We start from the raw sequence: 21,305 nt of genomic DNA, 5'->3' as shown, positions 1-21,305 counted from the left end.
CGGAAGGAGAGGTTCCATGAAATATCAATCACAAAAAGTCGCACTATACTATTTTGTCGGTGCGCTGGTTTTGTTCCTGTCCCAGGTCTCTTTCGGAGCTCTGGCCGGAGCAGTTTATGTCTGGCCAAACCTTTTGTCAGAAACCATTCCCTTTAGTGTCATCCGCATGATCCATACCAACAGCCTGATTGTCTGGCTCTTGATGGGATTTATGGGGGCGTCCTATTACCTTATTGCCGAGGAAGCGGAAACCGAGATCTATTCTCCGTTGATTGCCAAGATCCAGTTCTGGCTGTTCCTGTTTGGCGGAGCCGCAGCGATTGTCGGCTATCTGATGGGAATACATGGAGGCCGTGAATTCCTTGAACAGCCAACCTGGATCAAGGTCGCGATTGTTGTCGTGGCGCTGATGTTCCTGTTCAACCTGACCATGACCGTACTCAAGGGCCGCAAAACTGCGGTATCCATGGTTTTGATTGTCGGGCTGTGGGGCGTGGCACTGCTGTTTCTCTTTGCTTTCTATAATCCGGTCAACCTTGTCCTCGACAAGATGTTCTGGTGGTTTGTGGTCCATCTCTGGGTTGAAGGTGTCTGGGAACTGGTGATGGCTTCTATCCTTGCCTTCCTGATGATCAAGCTGACCGGTGTTGACCGCGAGGTTGTGGAAAAATGGCTCTACCTGATTGTCAGTCTGGCGCTCTTTACCGGTCTGCTCGGTACAGGACACCACTATTACTGGATCGGGACACCGGGTTACTGGCAGTGGATCGGATCTGTCTTCTCCACACTTGAGGTTGCTCCGTTCTTTGCCATGGTCCTCTTTACGTTCTATATGGTCTGGAAAGGTGGCCGGACACACCCGAACAAGGCGGCATTGCTCTGGTGTCTGGGCTGTTCTGTCTTTGCTTTCTTCGGCGCGGGTGTCTGGGGCTTCCTGCATACCTTGTCCAATGTGAACTATTATTCTCATGGGACACAGATCACAGCGGCCCACGGTCATCTGGCTTTCTATGGGGCCTACGTCATGGTCAATATCGCGATCATGACCTATGCCATGCCAAAACTGATTGGCCGGGAACCTTATCGCCAGATGCTCAATATGTGGGGTTTCTGGGTGACGTCATCCGGTGTCGCCTTCATGACCTTTACTCTGACCTTTGCCGGAACCATCCAGGCACATGTGCAGCGGTTCCTGGGTGAGTCCTATATGGATGTTCAGGATCAGCTTGGTTTCTTCTACATCCTGCGTCTGGGGTCCGGACTGGTTGTGGTTATCGGTGCTTTCATGATCGTCTATTCCCTGTTTGTACCGGGACGTGAAGCCCGTCGGGTCAGCCCGTCTGCCCATAGTCAGGCCGCCGAATAATTCCGGTCTGATGTTCTGCCGGGGCTCTGAGCCAGAGCCCCGGTTATTCCCGGCGCAAGCAGCCAGGATTTTGTGAATTCTTTCTTTTATAATCTAAATAGCGGGTAAGTGTTATGGCCCAATCCATCTCTGACAATATTGCAAACTTTGCTGATACCTCGAACAGTGCACCCTATTACGAACCGACAGCCAATGAGTGCCAGCTGTTCGAACAGGCATTCAAGAACAAGCTGCCGCTGTTACTCAAGGGACCAACAGGTTGCGGGAAAACCCGGTTTGTTGCCCATATGGCGCATAAACTCGGGATACCTTTACACACGGTGTCCTGTCATGATGATCTCAGCGCGTCTGATCTGACCGGACGTTACCTGCTCAAGGGTGGGGACACGGTCTGGGTCGATGGTCCCCTGACCAGAGCGGTACGTGAAGGGGGGATTTGTTATCTCGACGAGGTGGTTGAGGCGCGCAAGGATGTAACCGTGGTGCTTCATCCCCTGACAGATGACCGCAGAATTTTGCCGCTGGAGCGCACGGGCGAGCTGTTGCAGGCTCCGGATAACTTCATGCTCGTGGTTTCCTATAACCCCGGCTACCAGAACATGATGAAAAGCCTCAAGCCCAGCACCCGGCAGCGCTTTGTTGCTGCCGAATTCGATTTTCCTGATGCGGGAACCGAAGCCAGAATAGTCACGACTGAAAGCGGACTGGATCTGGATCGAACCCTGGGACTGGTAAGGCTGGCTGGAAAACTGCGCGAGATGAAAGGGCAGGACCTGGAAGAGGGCGTATCCACCCGTCTTCTGGTTTACTGTGCCACACTGATCCAATCGGGTATGAGTTTCGACGAAGCTATTCGCCATGCGATGATCGAGCCTCTGACAGACGATCTGGATGTCAAACAGGGGCTCGAGGAAGTTGTTCGGGTCAGTTTCGGCTAACCTGCGTCGGGCAAAGATATATTATAGCAAGTCCAGCGGTTCCCTGAGGCACGGGGATGAGCCGGGACGAGGCGGGAGAGCCGTTTATGAGTATTATGGAGCTCATCGAGGTTGAGGAGTTTGTCGGCCGCCAGTGGCACAAGTTCATTGCAGGTGCGGAGAGTTATGCCAGTTTTCCCGAACAGGTAATATCTCTGGAACAGGTCCGTGGTGCACTGACTGTTTTTTTTCGGGCGCTTGGGGGCGAAAGCGGGGTCGAAATTGCCTCTACGGGGCAGGAAAAATCGGGGCATCGGCTGTCTTTCCGACAGAAGCTGGGGATGGACATCGAGAAGATGCAACGGGCGACGCTGGACGGGCGAACTCTGATGTTGCCGGAAACTATTTCCTTTTTTCCAGAGAGCCGGGCAAACCGGGATCTCTATTTCTGGCTTGCAGCTTTCTTTACGGCAGAAGATCCACAGGGGTCACTCCATGAAAAAGATCTCTTGCGACATGATCTCTGTTTTATTCGGCAGTCCTGGCAAAAGTCTGGGGTTTTGTTGCAGGGGTTGAAGGGCCTGCAAAGTATCTATGGTGATCTGGCGGCTCTGTTGTTGCAGCTGCGGCCGCAACGTCAACAACTTCCCTCCCAGGAACTGGCTGTAGAGGCTGTCATTCGCCACCTTCTGGGAGAAAGGGATGACCTTTCTCCACTGGCAGAGAGATATCTTTCATTTGTGCTGTCTTCCACCCCTGATGAGGGCCACGATCTGGTCGCATCGTCCAGATATAAGCCCTTTCTGCCCGTACCGTTGTGGGGGGAACTGATTGACGGAGCCATCAGCAGTGATACAGCAGGAAATGAATCTGGCGGGGGCGGCAAGAGCAGGAAAAAAGCGGAGGATCGACGCAAACGTCGGGCCGAGCGCCGGGAACTGGATCAAACGAAAAGAAACGACGGATTTTTTGTCAATGTCTATGACAAGCTGATGGCTGTAACTGACATCGTCAACGTCAACCGGAACATCAAGGAGGATGATGAGGATTCCGCCCTGGAGACGGCGGATGATCTGGATCGTATCACACTTACGGATCATGAGGAAAAGGTCGCGACCAAGATCAAGATTGATCTGGACCTTCCGGCGAATGAACTGGATGAAAGCCGGATTGAAGCCAAAAGGACGGTTGCCGAATGGCATTATCGCAAACAGGCATATTTGCCGGATTACTGTGCGGTCACCCTGCGCGAGGCTGAAGAGGAAGGGGGAGACTGGAAGCTGGATGATGTCACCGCACGGCGCATCCGTCTGGTCCGGCGGCAGTTTGAAGCCTTTAGAAACAATCGGCAACAGTTGCGCGGACAACCGGAGGGAACCGAGCTTGACCTGGAGGCGCTGGTCCGGGCGCGGGGAGATCTTCAGGCCAGTGGCGCCTGTTCTGATCGCTTTTATATCAACACAAGAAAGCTTGAGCGGGATATCGCTGTTTCGATTTTGATGGATGTATCGCTCTCTACCGACAGTTGGCTGGATGAACGGCGAGTGATTGATGTGGAAAAGGAATCCCTGGCTATTCTGGCCAACGGGCTGGATGCCGCCGGAGATGATCTTTCGATCCACAGCTTTACGTCGCGCAAACGCCACTATGTCCGGATTGACCGGATCAAAGGTTTTGATGAAAAGCTGAACAATCAGGTCATGCGGCGTATCTCTGCGCTCAAGCCGGGTTATTATACCCGAATAGGGGCGGCCATCAGGGTGATGGCTGAAGAACTGGAAAAGCGGCCCAACCGCCAGAAGCTTTTGCTGATCCTCACAGATGGCAAGCCAAATGATGTCGATCATTATGAAGGGCGTTATGGCATCGAGGATGCCCGTAAGGCGGTCCAGGAATGTCGTCGCAAGGGTATCACTGTTTTTGGGGTGACAATTGATCAGGAGGCCAAGGATTACTTCCCGATTGTTTTCGGGCGGGGAGCCTACCAGATTGTCGGAAACGTTGCCCGGCTGTCGCAGGCCTTGCCAAAAATCTATCGCCAGCTTGTAAAAGAGAGCAGTTGAACCTGTTTTATTCCAAAGGATGTTTTACCTGGATAGCCTGACAGTCAGAAAAATCAGTAATCCCATTTCCAGTAGACGCCGACCTTGCTTTCGGCGCTTTGGCCGGTTTCACTTTCGACTGTGACGTTCGGTGTCAGCTCGATCTGGACCTTGGCCCGGGTGCTCCCGGCTCCGGCGCCCTGATCAACACCGATATAGATATCGTCGTTGATATATTTGCCGACACTGACTTCCGGTGCTCCGGTTGTTTCATTGGTTCCGGCGGTAAGAACATCAACCCCGAGAGAGTCCCGGGCGAAATCAAGAATACCGCCCCCGGTATCGATTTTTCCAGAGAGGGAGGCAACGGCGGTTGCCAGTTGCAGGGCTTCGACAGCGGAGAGTTTTCCGGCAGCCTTGCCAAAGAGAACCTGTGACAGAACTTCGTCCTGGGGCAGGTCATCAGGAGAGGTAATGGTGATCTTCGGGTCGGAAGCGGTGCCTTCAATACTGACAACAGCAGTAACGTTGCTGGCTTCATAGACGGCTGAAAGAGAAAGCTCTGGATTGATCACCGAGCTGCCGACGAGAGAGATCTTGCCTTTCTGCAGTTTGAAGTTCTTCCCGGCAAAGGAAAACTGCCCCCGCACCGGGCTCAAATACCCTTCAACGCGGGGAGCATCGGCTGTTCCTTTGACCTTGAACTGGCCTTCCCATTCAGAATCAAGCCCGCGGCCACGGATAAATACCCGGCGGGGCAGGGAAACCAGGAGATCCAGAGCGACTTTGTTTCCTGCTTTTGGCTGATTGTTCTCTGGTGCATCAGGCAGGGCACCGGGTCGGTTGACCTCAATGACATCAAGCTCGACAACACTTGGAGCAAGAGCTTTGTCTATATTGATGGTCACATCGCGGGTGGTGATGTCGCCTTTGACATCAAGTCCCGTCGCCTGACCCGAGATCGTAATATTTCCATCTGTCTGCAAGATGATCTGGTCGTGGTCCAGTGCAGCAAGGTTATCCAGCTGAATGGTCAGTGCAACGAGTGGATCTGTCATATTCTTGAGGTCGACGGTTCCCTCAGAAGACAGGGTTCCGCCTTTAGGGTCCTGTGCCCGGGCCTTAAGCAGCAGTAGGGTGCTGTCCTGAATATCGGCGTTGAATTCAAGTTGCTTGAGGATGGTGCCGAATTCAATGTTTTCATACTCTCCATCACTCAGGCGAGCCTGGCCATTGAGTAAAGGATTTGCGAGTGTCCCTGAAAGCTTTGCATCCGCCTGAAGACTTCCGTTCAGGATCTGGGTATCAGAAGCCAGATATTGCCAGAGGCTGGAGAGATTACTGTTGGTCGCAAGTTCTGCTGCGATGGGCTGTCGTTCCGGGATTGTCAGACTGAAAGGGGTGAGGGTGATGTTCGCAGGCAGATAACCTGAGGCAGTGAGAGTTGTCGCCTGGTCGCTGTTGATATCAGCTGAGAAATCGATGCGTTGGTTGCGCAGTTCAGCGGAAAATACACCGTGGAATTCGGGAAGGTCCTGATTTTTTTCCCTGTTCATGCTTACAGCTGTTGCTCGCAGATCGAGCTTTCCGGTGCTGCTCCCCTGTCTGAGCAGCAGATTTGCCTCTCCTTCGACTGTCCCCTCAGGACGTAGATCCGGCACCAGGATTTCGGCCAGATCCAGCGGCAGGGATTTGAGCGACAGCTGGGCGCTGATCTCTTGCTCTGTCAGTCGAGCGGATGCGATCAGGTTGCCTTCACCCAAGGCAAGGTCAAATGCCTGTAGGGTTGTTGCGGTCGGGCTTTGTTCCAGAATTAGAGGAGATCGCAACAATATTTTTCTGGTCGCGAGTTCACCGTTCAATCGGGCCAGATGAAACAGGGTTGCTTGCTGGCCAGCTTGTAAATTTCCTGCGCCATCAAGTCGAAGTGATGGCTTTGCTGTGCCTTCGAGACCGAAAGTGAAATCCAAATCTGAAGGTTTGCCCACTGCGTCCAGATTTACCCGGTCTAAAGTCATGGTATCGAAAGTTAGCCCGGTCGATTTGAGGGTAAGTGACAATTGCGGGTCGTTAAATGCGCCAAGAGAACTGGCGTGGATCTGCAGGCTTTGGATCTCGGTATTTTCGCCCGTCAATGCCAACTTCTTTGCCGCAAGATCGAGGAGGGCCTGTTGCTGCTCTTGCTCTGCCGTGAGGGTTAACCTTAAGGTCGCTGAACCAGAAAAGGGGGTGTCGACCAGTACATTGAAGGCAGAAAGTTGAGGCAAGCGACCTGTGATTTCACCCTTTAGAGGCTGGCCGTCGAAAGGGACAGAAAGATCGCCGGAAAATTTGTTTTCCCCTGAGCGTATCTGCAAGCTTGTCAGCTCAAGGCTGCTGTAGTCGGGAAGTGCAATATCAGAGGCGAAATCTAAAGGTGTTTGCGGGTGGCTGATCCGCGCTCTGAAGTCTCCTGCCGGGCCTGTTCCAAGGGTGGCGATGTCGAAAGAGCTGTCCAGGGTTCCGATTGTCGCGCCCCCCAGTCCCAGCTGTTCGATTATAAAGCGCCCTTCTGTCGAGGGGTTGGCGAGTTCTCCAGCCAGATGCGTTGTCAGCGTGGCTTTTCCAGCCAGCTCGGTGCCTGCTACCTTGTTCAGCTTTGCCAGATCGTCGATGACTGTTTTGAAATCACCCGTGACTGTCTGAAAGTCCATCGGCAGAACAAGAGCGCCTTCGAGAGAGGCAACAGGCAGGGGCAGCAAGATATCTTTGATTTCAAGCGTGTCTTGGACCAGAGAAAACGTGCTTGTGAGGGTGGGATTTTCACCGACCAGATACTGCAGGTCTGGCATTTTGAGGTCGAACTGTTTTAGGCCAAAAGCCAGCTGTCCGGTCAGGTCTTTTGCAAGATTACTGCTTTGCAGTCTCAGATCTGTCTGCAGCTGCCCACCAAAGTTCGAGATGACTTCAAGGCTGTCCAGTTGGCTCGAGAGTGCCGCTTTGGCACTTTGATTAAGGGTGTCAACCTCTCCTGATGCCTGAAGTGTCAGGTGTTTCCCGGCGGCGTTGAGCCCCTCAAGCCTTATCACTCCGGTGGTCAAAGCATAATCGAGGTTTAGATCAAGCAGCAGTTCAGAACCAAGTAGGGTGAGTGCTGCTTCTGGTAATCCGGAAATCTCGCTGAGGGCGACTGTTCCGTTCAAGGGAAGGTTCTCAAGCTTTTCGAAAGAAAGCCGGGAACTGAAAGTGCCGAAAACTTCTTCTATTGTTGCGGCATCCGACAGTTTGACCCCACCGAGCTGCAAAGCTGCGGTTAAAGAAAGAGTGGAGAAGCTGCCGTCTGCAGAGAGATCGACAGTTGCTCGATCAAAAGAGACAGGAGAGAGCAGCGGCGTGAGGGCCCCGGTGTCGAGCAGTTCCAGCGACAGGGCGAGATCCAGTGCCTCTTCTTCTAGGCCGACGGTTCCTTCGCCAGAGGTTTTCAGGAGCGAATTGACAAGCTGTATTTTTTTAAAAGAAATCAGATTGTTATCTTGATTCAAGTCGAGCTGGATTTCAAGATCTGTCCGCTCGTTTTTGAGAAGGGGAAAGGGGGCGACAAAGCTTTCTGAAGGGGTGAACCCACCATCAAGCTGAAGAGTTATGATATCTTTTCCACTGCTCTCGAGCTGGACATCGGCCTGAAGGAGATTATCTGCCGAAGCGAGAAATTCTCCCCGCCAGTTGTCCAGAGGACCTGCGCCCTTGAGAGTGAGCGAAATTTCCGGGTAGCCCGGAAGGTCAAGGCTCCGGGCAATCAGTCCACCCTGTGGTTCTGCCAGCTGGATATCAACGGTCAGATTTTGTGTCGTCGGGACAAAATCAATTGTTGCATTGACGCTTGCGCTGCCGCTGTCCAGCTGGACAATGCGTAACTCGCTGTGAATGACATCCTCAAGCTGGCTGCGCAGGTTCATCGACAGGGACAGGAGGGCTTCCTGTCCGAGAAGGGGTTCGGCAAGGCGCAGGCTTGCCAGCTCTACTTTACCAAGGCTGATTTCAAGCGGGAGAGGGAAGAGGCTCCCGCTATCGGTTTCTGCCGGAGAGCCAGGGAGGTCTGGAGCGCGGGTAAAATCGAGTGAGCTTAAGGTCAAGCTGTCGAGTTGTAATCTGCCTCGTATCAGTTCCCAGAAAGACCAGCTGACCTTGAGGTTCTGCAGCTCCAACCAGGGGCCAGCTTTGTCATACAGGGTGAGTGAGGTCAGGGTGAAATCGGAGAAGAGGTTTCCTTCGAGCTGGCCGATCTCCAATCCTAGACCTTCAGGATCTGTAACGCTGTTTTCAAGTTGGGAAGTCAGCGTTGTCNGGCCATGATCAGTTTGCAGGTAGAAATAGAGCCCTGCGCAAATGATCAGAACAAGCAGGAAAGGGGTAACAATTACGGCGGCAGCCCGTCGGCCTCTGGACAGCCTCATTTCTAAAACGCCTGTCCGATGCTGACATAAAACTGGACAGCGTCGTCAATATCCTTGCGGTGGTTCAGCGGCACGGCGACATCAAAACGGATTGGGCCAATGGCCGTGTAGTAGCGCAGGCCAAGACCGGCACCCCACTGGAAATTTTCCGAGAAATCTGGAACCATGCTGTCGTAGACATTTCCGCCTTCAATAAAGGGGACCAGACCGATGTCTTCTGTAATTTTGGTTCGTGCTTCAAGGCCGACTTCTATAAGAGAACGCCCACCAACCGGGTCGTCACTGTCGTTCAGTGGCCCAACTGTCTGGTGCTTGTAGCCCCGGATAGACCCACCGCCGCCGGAATAAAACCGCTTGGATGCAGGGATATCACTGGCAGTATCCCCGGCCATCAGGCCAAGTTTTCCCCGGGCGGCGAGAACCAGACGGTTATCATCGAGTACAGAATAGTAGGTTGATCCGTCAATCTCGTTGCGCAGGAAGTTAGGTGTAACTTCGTTCAGGCCAAGATAGGGAACCACTTTTGTGCTGACCCGAAAACCTTGTGAAGGATCAAGCAGATCGTCGGTTGAATCGTATCTAGCGGTCAGGGGCAGGCCAGCCAGTGCATAGCTTTCTTCACTTTCTGTATCTTCAATCTGCGCAAATTCAAAGGAAAGTCCGGCACCAACCGTCCAGTTCTCCTGCCATGGCCGATCAAGGCCGACAAAAGCAGCAACAGAATTTTCGTCAAACGCATCGGTTTGTTCCTGCTTGATGTTCAGATCTGCCGTGAGGTTTTGTTCAAGTCGACCATAATGAGGTTTGACAAAGGTGACGTTGAGCTGGCGGCGGATTTCAGCGACAGTCAGATCTGCTCTCAGTTTTTCACCGTTGTCAAAGAGGTTGCGGTTTTCCCAGAAAAACTCTGTACCCGCGCCTTCACTGGTCGAGAAGCTGGCACCAAAACCAATGGAGCGGTGGTCCCGTTCGATAAATACAAGTGTAATAGGGACAGTACCGTCTGCAGATCCCATGTTGTCTGGATTGGCCCGGGGCTTGAGCCGGACAGCCTCAAAAAGGCCGGTGCGCAAAAATTTGCGACGCAGCTTGTCGATGGTTTCGGCGTTGTATTGTTGTCCCTTTTGCCATTCTGCCAAACGATAGAGATGCTGAGGGTCAACTTCGGTCAATCCCTCAAAGACGAGGTCTCCCATTATCAGATAGGGACCTTCATCAATGGTCAGGGTGACTTCCATGCTCTCAAGTTCGAAATCGACGATTGCTTCCTGATCCGAGAGTTTGGCTTCGGGAAAACCAGTGTTGGCCAGTTGTACAATTAGTTTGTTCTGGGCATCAATGATGGCTTGGGAGCGGGCGTTCATCCCGATTTTAATCCCCAGCGTATCAAGCGTGATCGTTTGTGGCAGGGCATGGCCCCGCGTGGTTTTAACCTGAAAGCTTGAAAGACGAAATTGGGGGCCGGGTTCAATATTATAAGCAATATCTATCGGTGTTTTTGTCTCGTCGAGATTAAATGCGACAGCATTGTCGTAGAAACCTTCAGAACGCAGAACCTTGTTGAAACCTTCCTCGTCTTCTCTGGCCCGACGTTTGAGGGCTGCAAGGGAAGAGGGGGGCTTGTCCTGTAGTTGCTGAAGACGGGAGGACAGCTGGATCAGTTCAGTCAGTTTTTCGTCGGGTATGCCGTCGATGGAAACTTTGTATTCATAAGGAGGCGTTTCAGTCAGGCTTGGAAGCTGGATAGCCTGAGCATGGGAGAGTCCAACAGAGAGGTTCGCCAGAAACACACCGGCTATAAGCTGCGAGGAGAAACTGGTCGCGAGATATTTCAACTGATTTTATTGATCCTGAAAAGGTCGGGTCGATAAGTTCTTGGCGGGACCAAACAAGTTTCCTTCCAGCGGGAACCACGAGCTTCAACCTAGTGTTTTCCTAAGAAAAAGTCCAGAGAGGCCTCGATAGAATCTGAAGAAAATCTCTTATTAAATCTCCTGTTTACTTTGGATTGTTGCCTTAAAGCCGTATCGGGAAAAACAATAGGCGAAGTCGGTGAGTGAAGCCGGACGGCTAAATATCACAGTCGGCTTCAAGGGGACCAGGATGGATATAGAGTTCCATGTGACTTCGTGAAAGATCCCAGTGTGCCTGGGTAATGCTGACTGTACGATCTTCATCGCGTTGTTCTATGGCTTCGATAAACTGGTCGTGATGGTCACAGGAACTTTTGAGGTTCTGTGCTGACTGGGCATCCGTTGGACGGTAAAAGGTCTGGGCAATCCGGGCATGATCAATCAGCAAGCGGTTCAGGCTGGGGAGAAGATACTGGTTATTGGCCATTTCCCCCATCTGCGCATGAAATTGATTGTTATAGGTCACCATCGCTTCAGCATCTTCGGCCTTGACGGCTTCCTTGAAAGAGCCCTGGATTTTTTTCAAGACAACAATCTGTTCCGGTGTTGCGTTTTGTGCCGCGAGGCGACCAATGACGGAATAGATCATAGGGGCCGTGCGGAAAAAATCCCGCAAGGTCTTGTGGTTCATCGAGGCAACAGAAGCCCCCCGGTTCCCAACAAGCCTGATATAGCCTTCACCTGCAAGTTTTTGCAAAATTTCCCGAACAGGTGTCCGGGACAGACCAGATTCCTTGCAGATGGTGGCTTCGTCCAGATCTGATCCCGGTTCGAGCTCAAGTGTGAGAATACGGCGCTTGATAAGATTGTACTGTACTTCTTTATTATTCACGTGCCACCTGAAGCCAAGATTATTTTGAAAAAGGAAAGTAAACCTTTTAGAGGCAGCAGTACAGCCTCATTATCAGCAGTAGTTATCACCAATATTTACAATAAGTTTTTGGTTATGATTTGCTGAAGAGCAGTGAGCATTCACTTCTCAGTAATGCTTTTTGTACTTTTCCCATGGTGTTACGGGGCAAGTCTTTATAAAATAAAATCTTTTTTGGGCATTTGAAACGTGCAAGCTGGCCTTCCAGGCTTTGGAGGACTGTTTTTTCGGTTAGGGAATGATCTTCCCGGGTTACAACAACGGCAACGACGGCCTCGCCAAGATCCGGGTGGGGGGCTGCAATAACGGCTGATTCCCTGACGCCTTCGATGGCATCGATCAGCAGCTCTATTTCCTTGGGGTAAACATTGTATCCGCCAGTGATGATCAGATCTTTTGCCCGGCCAACGATAGAGATGCGCTGGTCATCTGCCAGGCTGGCGATATCACCTGTGATAAAGTATCCATCATCTGTGAATTCCTCGGCTGTTTTCTCTGGCATATTCCAGTAGCCCTTGAAAACATTGGGACCCCTGATTTCGAGTACGCCAGTTTCTCCCGGTGCTGTGGTTTTTGCCAGCCGGGCAGAAACGCCCGGCAGGGGGAAGCCGACTGTCCCGGCAATTCTTTCTCCTTCCAGGGGATTGGACGTAATCATTCCAGCTTCTGTCATGCCGTAACGTTCAAGAATGGTCATGCCTGTCCGTTGTTCGAAACGGACAAAGGTGTCTTCAAGCAAAGGGGCAGAGCCGGAAATGAAAAGGCGCATGTTTTGGCAAGATGTCTTGGTGAAATCATCCTGTTCAAGCAAGCGGGTGTAAAAGGTCGGGACCCCCATCAGAACAGTGCTGCGGGGGAGAAGATCGATTACTTCGCGGGCATCAAATTTGGGGCAAAACCACATGGCAGACCCGTTCATCAGCACACAGTGGATCGCGACAAAGAGACCATGCACATGAAAGATTGGCAGGGCATGGAGCAGGATATCCTGAGAATTCCATCCCCAGTAACTGTGAAGAACCGTGGCATTACTGGCCAGATTTTCATGAGTCAGCATCGCTCCTTTGGAACGTCCTGTCGTTCCGGAGGTGTAGAGAATTGCCGCGATATCGTCTTTTGAAACCTCGGCAAGTCTGGTTTCGGCCTCGGCCATGTGGAAATGGTCTATCAGGCTACCTGTACCATTTCCGTCAAGTGTCAGCAGATGTGCGACATTATGAGCTGAGGCGATTGATGCCAGCTGTTCGGTTTTGTCAGGATCGCATACCAGAAGTCCTGGCATGGCATCCCCAATAAAATAGTTCAGTTCATCCGGTGTGTAGGCTGTGTTCAGGGGCAGATAGATTGCGCCGATCCGTAAGCAGGCAAGATAAAATATGACGGCTTCGGGAGTTTTCTCGACCTGAACGGCGACCCTGTCAGCTTTCGAGATCCCCAGAGAAACAAGTGTTCCTGCCATCTTTGCCGTTTGCTGCTCGAGATCAGCGTAGGTGAGCACTTTCCCGTCGGCCAGCAGAATAAAGGGCTTGTGTTCATCAGCGGGAAAACGGGATTTGAAACAGGCATAGAGATTACGGTTCATAGGTTAAGCGCTTCTTGTCTGAAAGGGCGTTAGGTAAACGCATTTGAAGTTGATAAAACTACAGGCCTGAACCAAGCTGGTGCAACAGTTTGCTTTAAAATTCGCGATGTTCCAGGCGCGACATTTTCTCGCTCTCGGAGTAGGTTTTTCCCAAAATATACTCAGCTTATAAATCCTGTTGCCAGGGGAGGGGCAGTTACAGAGTTTTGTAGAAATAAATGCAGGATACAATAAAACGAAAAGAAATAATAATTGCTGCAACTTCATACCTGTAGGATAAACTGGCAGAATAACAGATAATTCTGTTTCCTTCATGATCAGGAATTCTGGGGCCTATGAGCAACGAGAGTATTGACTTTCAGGGGATACTCGAAGAGATCCTGGAAGAGGTTCAACCCTTCTTTGGCAAGGGCAAAAATGCCGATTATATTCCCGTGCTTGCTGAGGTGCCGGGAGATAAATTTGGCATGGCTGTTCGGACCATTGATGGTCGGGAATTCTCGATCGGCGATGCAAAGGAAAATTTTTCGATTCAAAGTATTTCTAAGCTTTTCACGCTGATGCAGGTCCTGGGATTCAGCGATTGTGATATCTGGAGCCGGGTTGGGCGCGAGCCTTCCGGGACGGCGTTTAATTCTCTGGTTCAGCTGGAATATGAAAAAGGCATTCCTCGCAATCCCTTTATCAATGCCGGAGCACTGGTGATTACCGATATCATCACCAGTCGCAGTGCCGATGCTTCGAGGCGTATTGATGACTATTACCGACTTCTTTCCGGCAATCCGCAGAACAGGGTCGACGAAGTGGTGGCAACATCTGAACGCAACCATGGTTATCGTAATGCTGCCCTTGCCAACTTGATGTGTAGTTTTGGTAATATTCACAGCCCCATAGCAGAAGTTCTGGAGGTCTATTTTCGCCAGTGCGCTCTTGCGACCTCCTGTGTTGATCTCGCACGTGCCGTGCTGCCACTGGCTTGTGCAGGCTATTCGTCTTTCGCCGGGGAGCAAATCTTAAGTGCCCGTGAAGCCAAGCGCATCAATGCTCTTCTTCTGACCTGTGGACTTTATGATGCAGTGGGGTCTTTCGCCTATCGGGTCGGGCTTCCGGCCAAGAGCGGGGTTGGCGGGGGTATTGTTGCTGTTTTGCCGCAACATCTGACGGTTGCGGTCTGGTCTCCAGAATTGGACAGATATGGTAATTCGCTGGTCGGGGCCCAGGCACTGGAGCTTTTTACAACCAAAACCGGGTTGTCAATTTTCTGACTTAGTTCTTTGTATTATGTCATCCCGACGATAATGGGCGTTGACTTTTCTTTCATTCACCTTTTAAATATGTATATAAAATGCATCTATATGAAGGAGACTAATCCATGTCCCTGTTACATTGGCTCGCCACTGGTTTCCTCTTGCCTGGAGATCTTGTGATCAGAAAGCTGGATATTTCGCTGGAAGAGGACGGCGGTATCTTGCGTTCCTTCGTCAATATGTGTTTTTGGGGAATTATCGTTGGGCTGTTCGCCTTGGGGGTTTACTGATTTCCACTGGGTAACAAGACTACTCCAGCAGAATAGATAGTGCGGAAAATGTTGGTGTATTCATGAGGTGACAAGTTCGTGTGACGAACTGTTGACGGCGCTTTTTGTGTTCTGTTTTTTCTCAACCCATTATTTTTTCCGGCATACGGGATTTCAGCGCTTGTATTTTATCCCGGAAGAAGAGGTCGAGAACAAACTGGCTGAACCAGAACAGCAAGCGTAGGACCAGAGATAAGGCGAAAAGCTGGTCTCAGAATGAGCTACAGCCCCTGTAGACCAATATCATTCTGATTTGCCTATACGATAAAATTCGAGAGAACCTCGTTGTTGGTGATGTCCTGGTACTGGATACCGGATTTTTCGAATTTCTCCATCAGGATCTTGAAATTTTCCGGGTCTTTGGTCTCGATGCCGATGAGGATTGAACCAAAGTTCCGGGCAGATTTCTTCAGATATTCAAAGCGGGTGATATCGTCATCCTGTCCAAGCAGAAACAGAAAATCTTTCAGAGCGCCGGGGCGCTGTGGCATGCGCAGAACAAAGTACTTTTTCAGGCTGGCATATTTCAGGGCGCGCTCTTTGACTTCGGGCAGGCGTTCGAAATCAAAATTGCCACCGGAAGTGACACAGACGATATTTTTGTCTCTGATTGCATCGGGATCGAGATCAGCGAGTGCATCGATTGAGAGAGCTCCGGCAGGTTCAAGCACGACACCTTCGATGTTGAGCATCTTGACCATGGTGGCACAAAGTCTGCCTTCCGGAATGAGCAGGACCTTCTCGACCGGAACAGATTTTAGGATGTCAAAGTTATGTTCCCCGATTTGGGCGACTGCTGCACCATCAACAAAGTTATCGATCTTTGCCAGTTTGATCCGCTGACCGCTATTCAGACTCTCCGTCAGGCTTGGTGCGCCAACAGGTTCGACAAAACGAAAATCGGTTTGCGGAGAGAGCGGCAAGAGTACCTTCATCACACCTGCAGAAAGGCCGCCACCACCAATGGGCATGATCAAAAGATCGAGATCTTCCCCTTCAAGCTGTTCCAGGATCTCCAGCCCGACAGTGGCCTGTCCTTCGATGATATCGGGATGATCAAAAGGCGGGACCATATGGGCGCTTTCACTCTCGGCATAGCGATGGGCGGCGGCATAGGCTTCGTCGAAGATATCTCCGACCAGCTTGACCTCGATCCAGGATCCCCCAAAAGCACGGGTCTTGTCGATTTTCTGCTGGGGAGTTGTGGTCGGCATAAAGACCGTGCCCTGCTTCTGGAAGTGATTGCAGGCATAGGCAAAACCCTGTGCGTGGTTTCCGGCCGACGCGCAGACAAATTTTTCAGCATGGCCATCCGGGTGTTCCAAAGCCTTGCTGAAAAAATTGAACGCCCCGCGGATTTTGTAGCTGCGAACCGGCGTCAGATCCTCGCGTTTGAGATAGACGTTACAGTCATACTTGTCCGAGAGAAAACGGTTTAGTTGCAGCGGTGTTTCGGGGAAAATCGCGGCAATTTTCAACCGGGCTTTTTTTACGGACTCTTGAAACGCGGACATAAAACGGCCTTATGGAACAGCAAGGGGAGAATGAGCTATTCTCGAGCTATACCTGCTCGCAGGGGCAAAGTATAGACGCTTATCCAGTTAACGGTTTTTTGTTCTGTTGGTTTTGCGGTCATTACTTGAGGAAATCCACGGTCTCTTGCTGCCCGGCAAGGTCCAGTTCAGCCGTTACCGGAGCTGTTGTGCTGATGACCTTGCCACGTCTCAGGACAAACAGGCGGGCCGGGCGCAGGCGGATGGCCTCGATCGGGTCTCGGGCCTGAAGGATCACCAGATCAGCGTACTTTCCCTTTTCGATACCGTAATCTGGTAGCTGCATGACCCGGGCAGAGTTCTCTGTGACAGCCGCAAACATGGCGCGGGTTTCCGAGACGCCCGTCATCTGACCGACATGGGTGGCCATGTGGGCGACTTCGAGCATGTCGTGACTACCAAAACTGTACCAGGGGTCCATCACACAATCATGGCCGAGGGCAACATTGATGCCCATGGCGGTCATCTCCTTGATCCGCGTCATGCCCCGGCGTTTTGGGTAGCTGTCGTGCCGTCCCTGAAGGGTGATGTTGATCAGGGGGTTGGGGATGGCGGTGATATCGGCTTCGCGCATCAGCGGCAGCAGCTTGCTGACATAATAGTTGTCCATGGAATGCATGGAAGTCAGGTGCGATCCTGCCACTCGGCCCTGTAAGCCCAAACGTATGGTTTCTGCGGTCAGGGTTTCAATGTGGCGTGACAGTGGATCGTCGGTTTCATCACAGTGCATATCAACGAGGAGGCCACGTTTGGCGGCGATTTCACACAACGCGGTGACTGAGCGTGCACCATCTTCCATGGTACGCTCGAAGTGCGGTATGCCACCGACAACATCAACGCCGAGATCGAGGGCTCGTTTGAGATTATCAGCTGCCTTGCCATAACGGAAATAGCCGTCCTGGGGGAAGGCGACCAGCTGGATATCAATCCAGGGGGCAAGCTCCTTGCGCACTTCAAGCAACGCCTCAACCGCGAGCAGACGATCGTCGCTGGTATCAACATGGCTACGGATGGCAAGAGTGCCGCGGGCGATTGACCAGCGGGCGAGGGCGTGGGCGCGTTGTTTGATGGCTTCGGCTGTCAGGTCGGGTTTCAGTTCGCCCCAGAGCTGAATGCCTTCCAATAAGGTGCCGCTTTCGTTCAGGCGTGGCAGGCCAAGGCTGAGGGTTGAATCAAGGTGAAAATGTGGATCGATGAAGGGAGGGCTGACCAGATGACCTGCAGCATCAATAATCTTTGTTTTACCGACTTCCACTCCGGAGGTGATGTTCGGTTCAACAGCCACGATGCGGTCTGCGGAGATGGCAATATCCATATCCTTGCGTCCATCGGGTAGACTGGCGTTTTTGATGAGGAGATCAAGCATGGGAAAGTCCGCTGGTTAGAAAGTTGTCGTGGTTATCGTCTTTATTAGGTGCGCTCCCCACGCCGGAACGGCGTGAGCAGGGCTTGGGGGTAACTGGCCCGGCGCGCCATGATCACCATGGCAACAATGCTGAGAATATAAGGCAGCATCAGGAAAAACTGATAGGGAATAATCGCTCCGGCCATCTGCTGGGCCCGGACCTGCAGGGCGTCGAGTCCGGCAAAAAGCAGGGCACCAATCAAGGCCTTGCCCGGTCGCCAGGAGGCAAAGATAACCAGCGCAACACAGATCCAGCCACGCCCATTGATCATACCAAAATAGAAGGCATCAAAGGCTGACATGGTGATGAAGGCTCCGCCGACTGCCATAAAGGCACTGCCGACCATGACAGCTCCGGTCCGGATGGAGAGGACATTGATCCCTTGAGCCTCGACCGCCATGGGATTTTCACCTGCCATACGCACGGCAAGTCCAACCGGAGTTTTGTAGAGTACATACCAGACAGCAGGAACCAGCGATAAAGCCAGATAGGTCAGTGGTGTCTGGGAGAAGAGGGCCTCTCCAACGATCGGGATATCCGACAGGAAGGGGATTTTGTAGGGCTGAAAGGGTATGATTTTTGGTGGTGTTGTTGCATCAGGCAGAAGCATACGAAAGACGTAATAGCTTAAGGAGGAGGCAAAAAGGGTAATGCCGATCCCGGTGACGTGCTGCGACAGACCAAGATAGACCGTAAAGCCGCTGTGGAGCAAACCGAAGAGAGCGCCAACGAAGGCTGCGAACAGGACACCGCTCCAGAGGTCACCCCCCATGTAGACCCACATCCAGCCACACATGGCGCCCATGGTCATGATGCCTTCGATCCCGAGGTTGAGCACACCGGCTCGCTCGCAGATCAGCTCGCCCAGTGTTCCGAGGATCAGGGGGCTGACAATGCGCAGAGTAGCGGCCCAGAAACCGGCAGAGACCAGAATGTCGATAATATCCAGCATGATCCTATCTCCAGCGCAGGCGGTAGCGGGTCAGCATGACGCTGACCAAAATGGAAAGGACGGACAAGCCAACCAGAACATCGGCGATATAGGTCGGGATATTGACTGCCCGGCTCATGGAATCTGCGCCGACATAGATCATGGAGATAAAGAGGGCAGAAAGAATCACAGCCATGGGGTGGAGCTGGGCCAGCATGGCGACAGCGATGCCAGTATAGCCAAAGCCGGGGGAAATATCGAGGGTGAGGTAACCTTTCAGTCCGGCAACTTCACTGACCCCGGCAAGACCGGCAAAACCGCCACTGATCAGGGCTGTGCGGATGACGGTGGTATTGACGTTAATCCCGGCAAAACGGGCGGCAGAAGGATTGTGTCCGACTGCCCGTATTTCGTATCCCCAGACGGTAAAACGCATCATGGTCCAGCAAAGAACCGATCCGATTACAGCGAAGAGCAGGCCAAAATGAAGACGGCTTTTATCAACCAGTTTCGGAAAAACGCCTTCGTCTATGATGGACTCGCTCTGGGGCCAGCCCATGGACATGGGGTCTTTCCATGGTCCCTCAAGCAGGTATCCAACGAAGAGAAGAATAACAAAATTCAGCAGCAGAGTGGTGACAACCTCATCAACTTTCAGATGGGTTTTCAGCAGAACCGGCACTGCCAGTGCGGCCCCCCCGGCCAAGGCCCCGACCAGCATGAGAAAGGGGATCATCAACAGAGGCGGTAAAGTAATCAGCCCTGTGCCAAAAAAAGTTGCGGCAAGAGCGCCGCAATAAAGCTGGCCTTCAGCGCCGATATTGTAGAAACGCGCCCGAAAGGCGATGGCGGCGGCCAGCCCGGTGAAAATCAGCGGGATAGAGCGGGTAAAAGTTTCTGTCAGAGCAAAGCTGGAACCCAGTGCTCCCTTGACCAAAAGCAGATAGGCCTCGCCGACCGGAGCACCAACCCAGAGGATCAGGATCGACCCGAGTAAGAGAGAGGCAGCGACAGCTGCAACAGGGGCTAAAGCGATGCGCCAGGGAGCAATCTGTTCCCGTAATTCAATCTGCATGGGTCTGTGTCCCCTGGTTCTGAAGGGCATCTGTGATGGATGCTTTTGCCTGTTCTAATGTCTGTCCTGAGGGAAGCTCTATATCCCCGGGGTCTTGCCCGGCCATCATCAGGCCAAGCTGTCCTGCTGTGACGGATTTCGCATCAAAACTGCGGGTCAGTTTGCCGTGGTAAATCACCGCGATGCGATCACAAAGTGAAAAGAGCTCATCAAGATCTTCGGAAATCAGCAGAATACCTGCGCCGCGTTGGCGGGCGGCCAGCAACTGCCCGTGAACATAGGCAATCGCCCCTTCATCGAGGCCGCGCACAGGTTGATTGGCGAGGATAAAACCCGGGTTCGGGGAGAGGGCACGTGCCAGAATAAGTTTTTGCATGTTACCACCAGAAAGCAGTTTGGTTTCTGCTTCAGGTCCTTCACAACGGATATCAAACTGCTCGATCAGCTTTTCAGCGCGTTTCATGCAGGCTTTCTGGTCGATGAGAAAACCTCCGCGAGAGACAGGCGGAACACGCAGGTCTTCGCTGATCAGATTTTCCCAGAGGGTCATGTCGCCGACCACACCGCTGTGATGACGGTCTTCGGGGATGCGTCCAACACCCCTGTGAACAATATTTGCGGGCGAAGCTCTGGTGACAGCCTGGTCAAGCAGTTCAAATGTGCCGCTGGTCGGGCTGGATAGGCCGCTGAGGAGATCAGCCAGAGCTGATTGCCCGTTCCCGGCAACACCCGCGATACCGATGATCTGATGTTGATGAACGCTAAGGCTGATCTGGTCCAGCCTGGGGACTTCGTTTCTGTTCTGGAGGGTTACGCCCTCCAGCCTGACGACAGCTTTGCCTATTGGCATGGGGGCAAGTCTGGGGCGCTCAACTTTTCGGCCAACCATCATTTCAGCCAGGCTTGAGCGATCAGCATCAACTGTTGCCACGGAGCCGACAATCTGTCCACGACGGAGAACTGCAACCCGGTCACTGATGCGCAGGATTTCGTGCAGCTTGTGCGAGATGAATATAATGGCAAAGCCCTGTTTTGTCAGGCTTTCCAGTGTAGTGAACAAGCTTTCTGCTTCCTGCGGAGTCAGAACGGCTGTGGGTTCATCAAGGATCAGGACCCGCGCATCGCGGTAAAGCGCCTTGAGGATCTCAACCCGCTGGCGTTCGCCGACGGAAAGTCTTGAGACCGGGGTATCGGGAGCTACCGCGAGACCATAGTCCTTTGACATCTGTGCCAGTTTTTTTCGGGCCGGTGACTGTTTTTGCGAGAAAGACCAGAGACTTTCGGTTCCCAGCATGATGTTTTCAAGGACGGTGAGGTTTTCTGCCAGCGTGAAATGCTGGTGGACCATACCAATACCAGCTTTGATCGCCGCATCCGTCGACCCGGGGGGCAGGGTGGTGCCATCAACCTCGATATGTCCTTCGTCGGCGGTATAGTGGCCGTAGAGAATATTCATCAGGGTGGTTTTGCCCGCACCGTTTTCCCCGAGCAGGGCGAGGACCTCGCCACTTTCAAGCGACAGGGTGATGTCATTGTTGGCAATCAGAGAACCAAATCTCTTGGTGATATGATGAAAAGCCAGAAGCGCCATTTGTATCCCCGGTTATTTACGGGTTCCCTGCAGAGATGGTGCAGAAAGA

14 protein-coding genes are annotated in these 21,305 nt (G+C 52.4%); 5 read left to right on the top strand and 9 right to left on the bottom strand.

Annotated features, from left to right (window positions below; all coding sequences use genetic code 11):
* Positions 1–16 precede the first annotated feature (16 nt).
* The 3 genes from B152_RS0116210 to B152_RS0116200 all read left to right on the top strand — a co-directional run bounded on the left by B152_RS0116210 (position 17) and on the right by B152_RS0116200 (position 4,346).
* Complete coding sequence (locus B152_RS0116210) at positions 17–1,366, top strand: cbb3-type cytochrome c oxidase subunit I (protein WP_020593484.1); 1,350 nt, start codon at positions 17–19, stop codon at positions 1,364–1,366.
* Between the two features lie 113 nt (positions 1,367–1,479).
* On the top strand, positions 1,480–2,304 hold the full coding sequence (locus B152_RS0116205; protein WP_020593483.1) for a CbbQ/NirQ/NorQ/GpvN family protein: 825 nt from the start codon (positions 1,480–1,482) through the stop codon (positions 2,302–2,304).
* 86 nt (positions 2,305–2,390) lie between these two features.
* Positions 2,391–4,346, top strand: coding sequence for a nitric oxide reductase activation protein NorD (locus B152_RS0116200; RefSeq protein WP_020593482.1), 1,956 nt, complete (start codon positions 2,391–2,393; stop codon positions 4,344–4,346).
* Between the two features lie 53 nt (positions 4,347–4,399).
* Here the strand turns inward: B152_RS0116200 and B152_RS26655 are convergent, their stop codons facing one another.
* The 4 genes from B152_RS26655 to B152_RS0116180 all read right to left on the bottom strand — a co-directional run bounded on the left by B152_RS26655 (position 4,400) and on the right by B152_RS0116180 (position 13,124).
* Positions 4,400–5,881 carry a translocation/assembly module TamB domain-containing protein gene (locus B152_RS26655; protein WP_425402032.1) on the bottom strand — a complete coding sequence of 494 codons (1,482 nt, stop codon included), beginning with the start codon at positions 5,879–5,881 and terminating at the stop codon, positions 4,400–4,402.
* Between the two features lie 2,879 nt (positions 5,882–8,760).
* Positions 8,761–10,593, bottom strand: a complete 1,833-nt coding sequence (locus B152_RS0116190; protein ID WP_020593480.1) for an autotransporter assembly complex protein TamA — start codon at positions 10,591–10,593, stop codon at positions 8,761–8,763.
* Positions 10,594–10,828: 235 nt separating this feature from the next.
* Positions 10,829–11,503, bottom strand: a complete 675-nt coding sequence (locus tag B152_RS0116185; protein WP_020593479.1) for a GntR family transcriptional regulator — start codon at positions 11,501–11,503, stop codon at positions 10,829–10,831.
* Between the two features lie 112 nt (positions 11,504–11,615).
* A complete protein-coding gene (locus tag B152_RS0116180) occupies positions 11,616–13,124 on the bottom strand; it encodes a malonate--CoA ligase (RefSeq protein WP_020593478.1) in 1,509 nt (502 codons plus the stop codon).
* A 335-nt stretch (positions 13,125–13,459) separates the two neighbouring features.
* Here B152_RS0116180 and B152_RS0116175 point away from each other — a divergent pair, with 335 nt between their 5' ends.
* Both B152_RS0116175 and B152_RS26135 read left to right on the top strand, forming a co-directional pair.
* A complete protein-coding gene (locus B152_RS0116175; protein ID WP_020593477.1) occupies positions 13,460–14,389 on the top strand; it encodes a glutaminase in 930 nt (309 codons plus the stop codon).
* Between the two features lie 107 nt (positions 14,390–14,496).
* The gene (locus B152_RS26135; protein WP_020593476.1) at positions 14,497–14,661 is read left to right on the top strand and encodes a hypothetical protein; all 165 of its coding nucleotides are present in this window, start codon (positions 14,497–14,499) and stop codon (positions 14,659–14,661) included.
* A gap of 296 nt (positions 14,662–14,957) precedes the next feature.
* On the opposite strand, the gene ilvA is transcribed toward B152_RS26135, so the two are convergent.
* From ilvA to B152_RS0116140, 5 genes are all read right to left on the bottom strand, one after another.
* Positions 14,958–16,214, bottom strand: a complete 1,257-nt coding sequence (gene ilvA, locus B152_RS0116160; RefSeq protein ID WP_020593474.1) for a threonine ammonia-lyase IlvA — start codon at positions 16,212–16,214, stop codon at positions 14,958–14,960.
* A gap of 121 nt (positions 16,215–16,335) precedes the next feature.
* Complete coding sequence (locus B152_RS0116155; protein ID WP_020593473.1) at positions 16,336–17,619, bottom strand: amidohydrolase family protein; 1,284 nt, start codon at positions 17,617–17,619, stop codon at positions 16,336–16,338.
* A 44-nt stretch (positions 17,620–17,663) separates the two neighbouring features.
* Complete coding sequence (locus B152_RS0116150) at positions 17,664–18,611, bottom strand: ABC transporter permease (RefSeq protein ID WP_020593472.1); 948 nt, start codon at positions 18,609–18,611, stop codon at positions 17,664–17,666.
* A gap of 4 nt (positions 18,612–18,615) precedes the next feature.
* On the bottom strand, positions 18,616–19,665 hold the full coding sequence (locus B152_RS0116145; protein ID WP_020593471.1) for an ABC transporter permease: 1,050 nt from the start codon (positions 19,663–19,665) through the stop codon (positions 18,616–18,618).
* The gene (locus B152_RS0116140) at positions 19,655–21,256 is read right to left on the bottom strand and encodes an ABC transporter ATP-binding protein (RefSeq protein ID WP_020593470.1); all 1,602 of its coding nucleotides are present in this window, start codon (positions 21,254–21,256) and stop codon (positions 19,655–19,657) included. Before B152_RS0116140 ends, B152_RS0116145 begins: the two co-directional genes overlap by 11 nt.
* Between the last annotated feature and the right edge of the window lie 49 nt (positions 21,257–21,305).

It is taken from the genome of Kiloniella laminariae DSM 19542 (assembly GCF_000374005.1).
Classification (GTDB): domain Bacteria; phylum Pseudomonadota; class Alphaproteobacteria; order Kiloniellales; family Kiloniellaceae; genus Kiloniella; species Kiloniella laminariae.
This window is presented reverse-complemented; position numbering and strand designations above follow the sequence as displayed.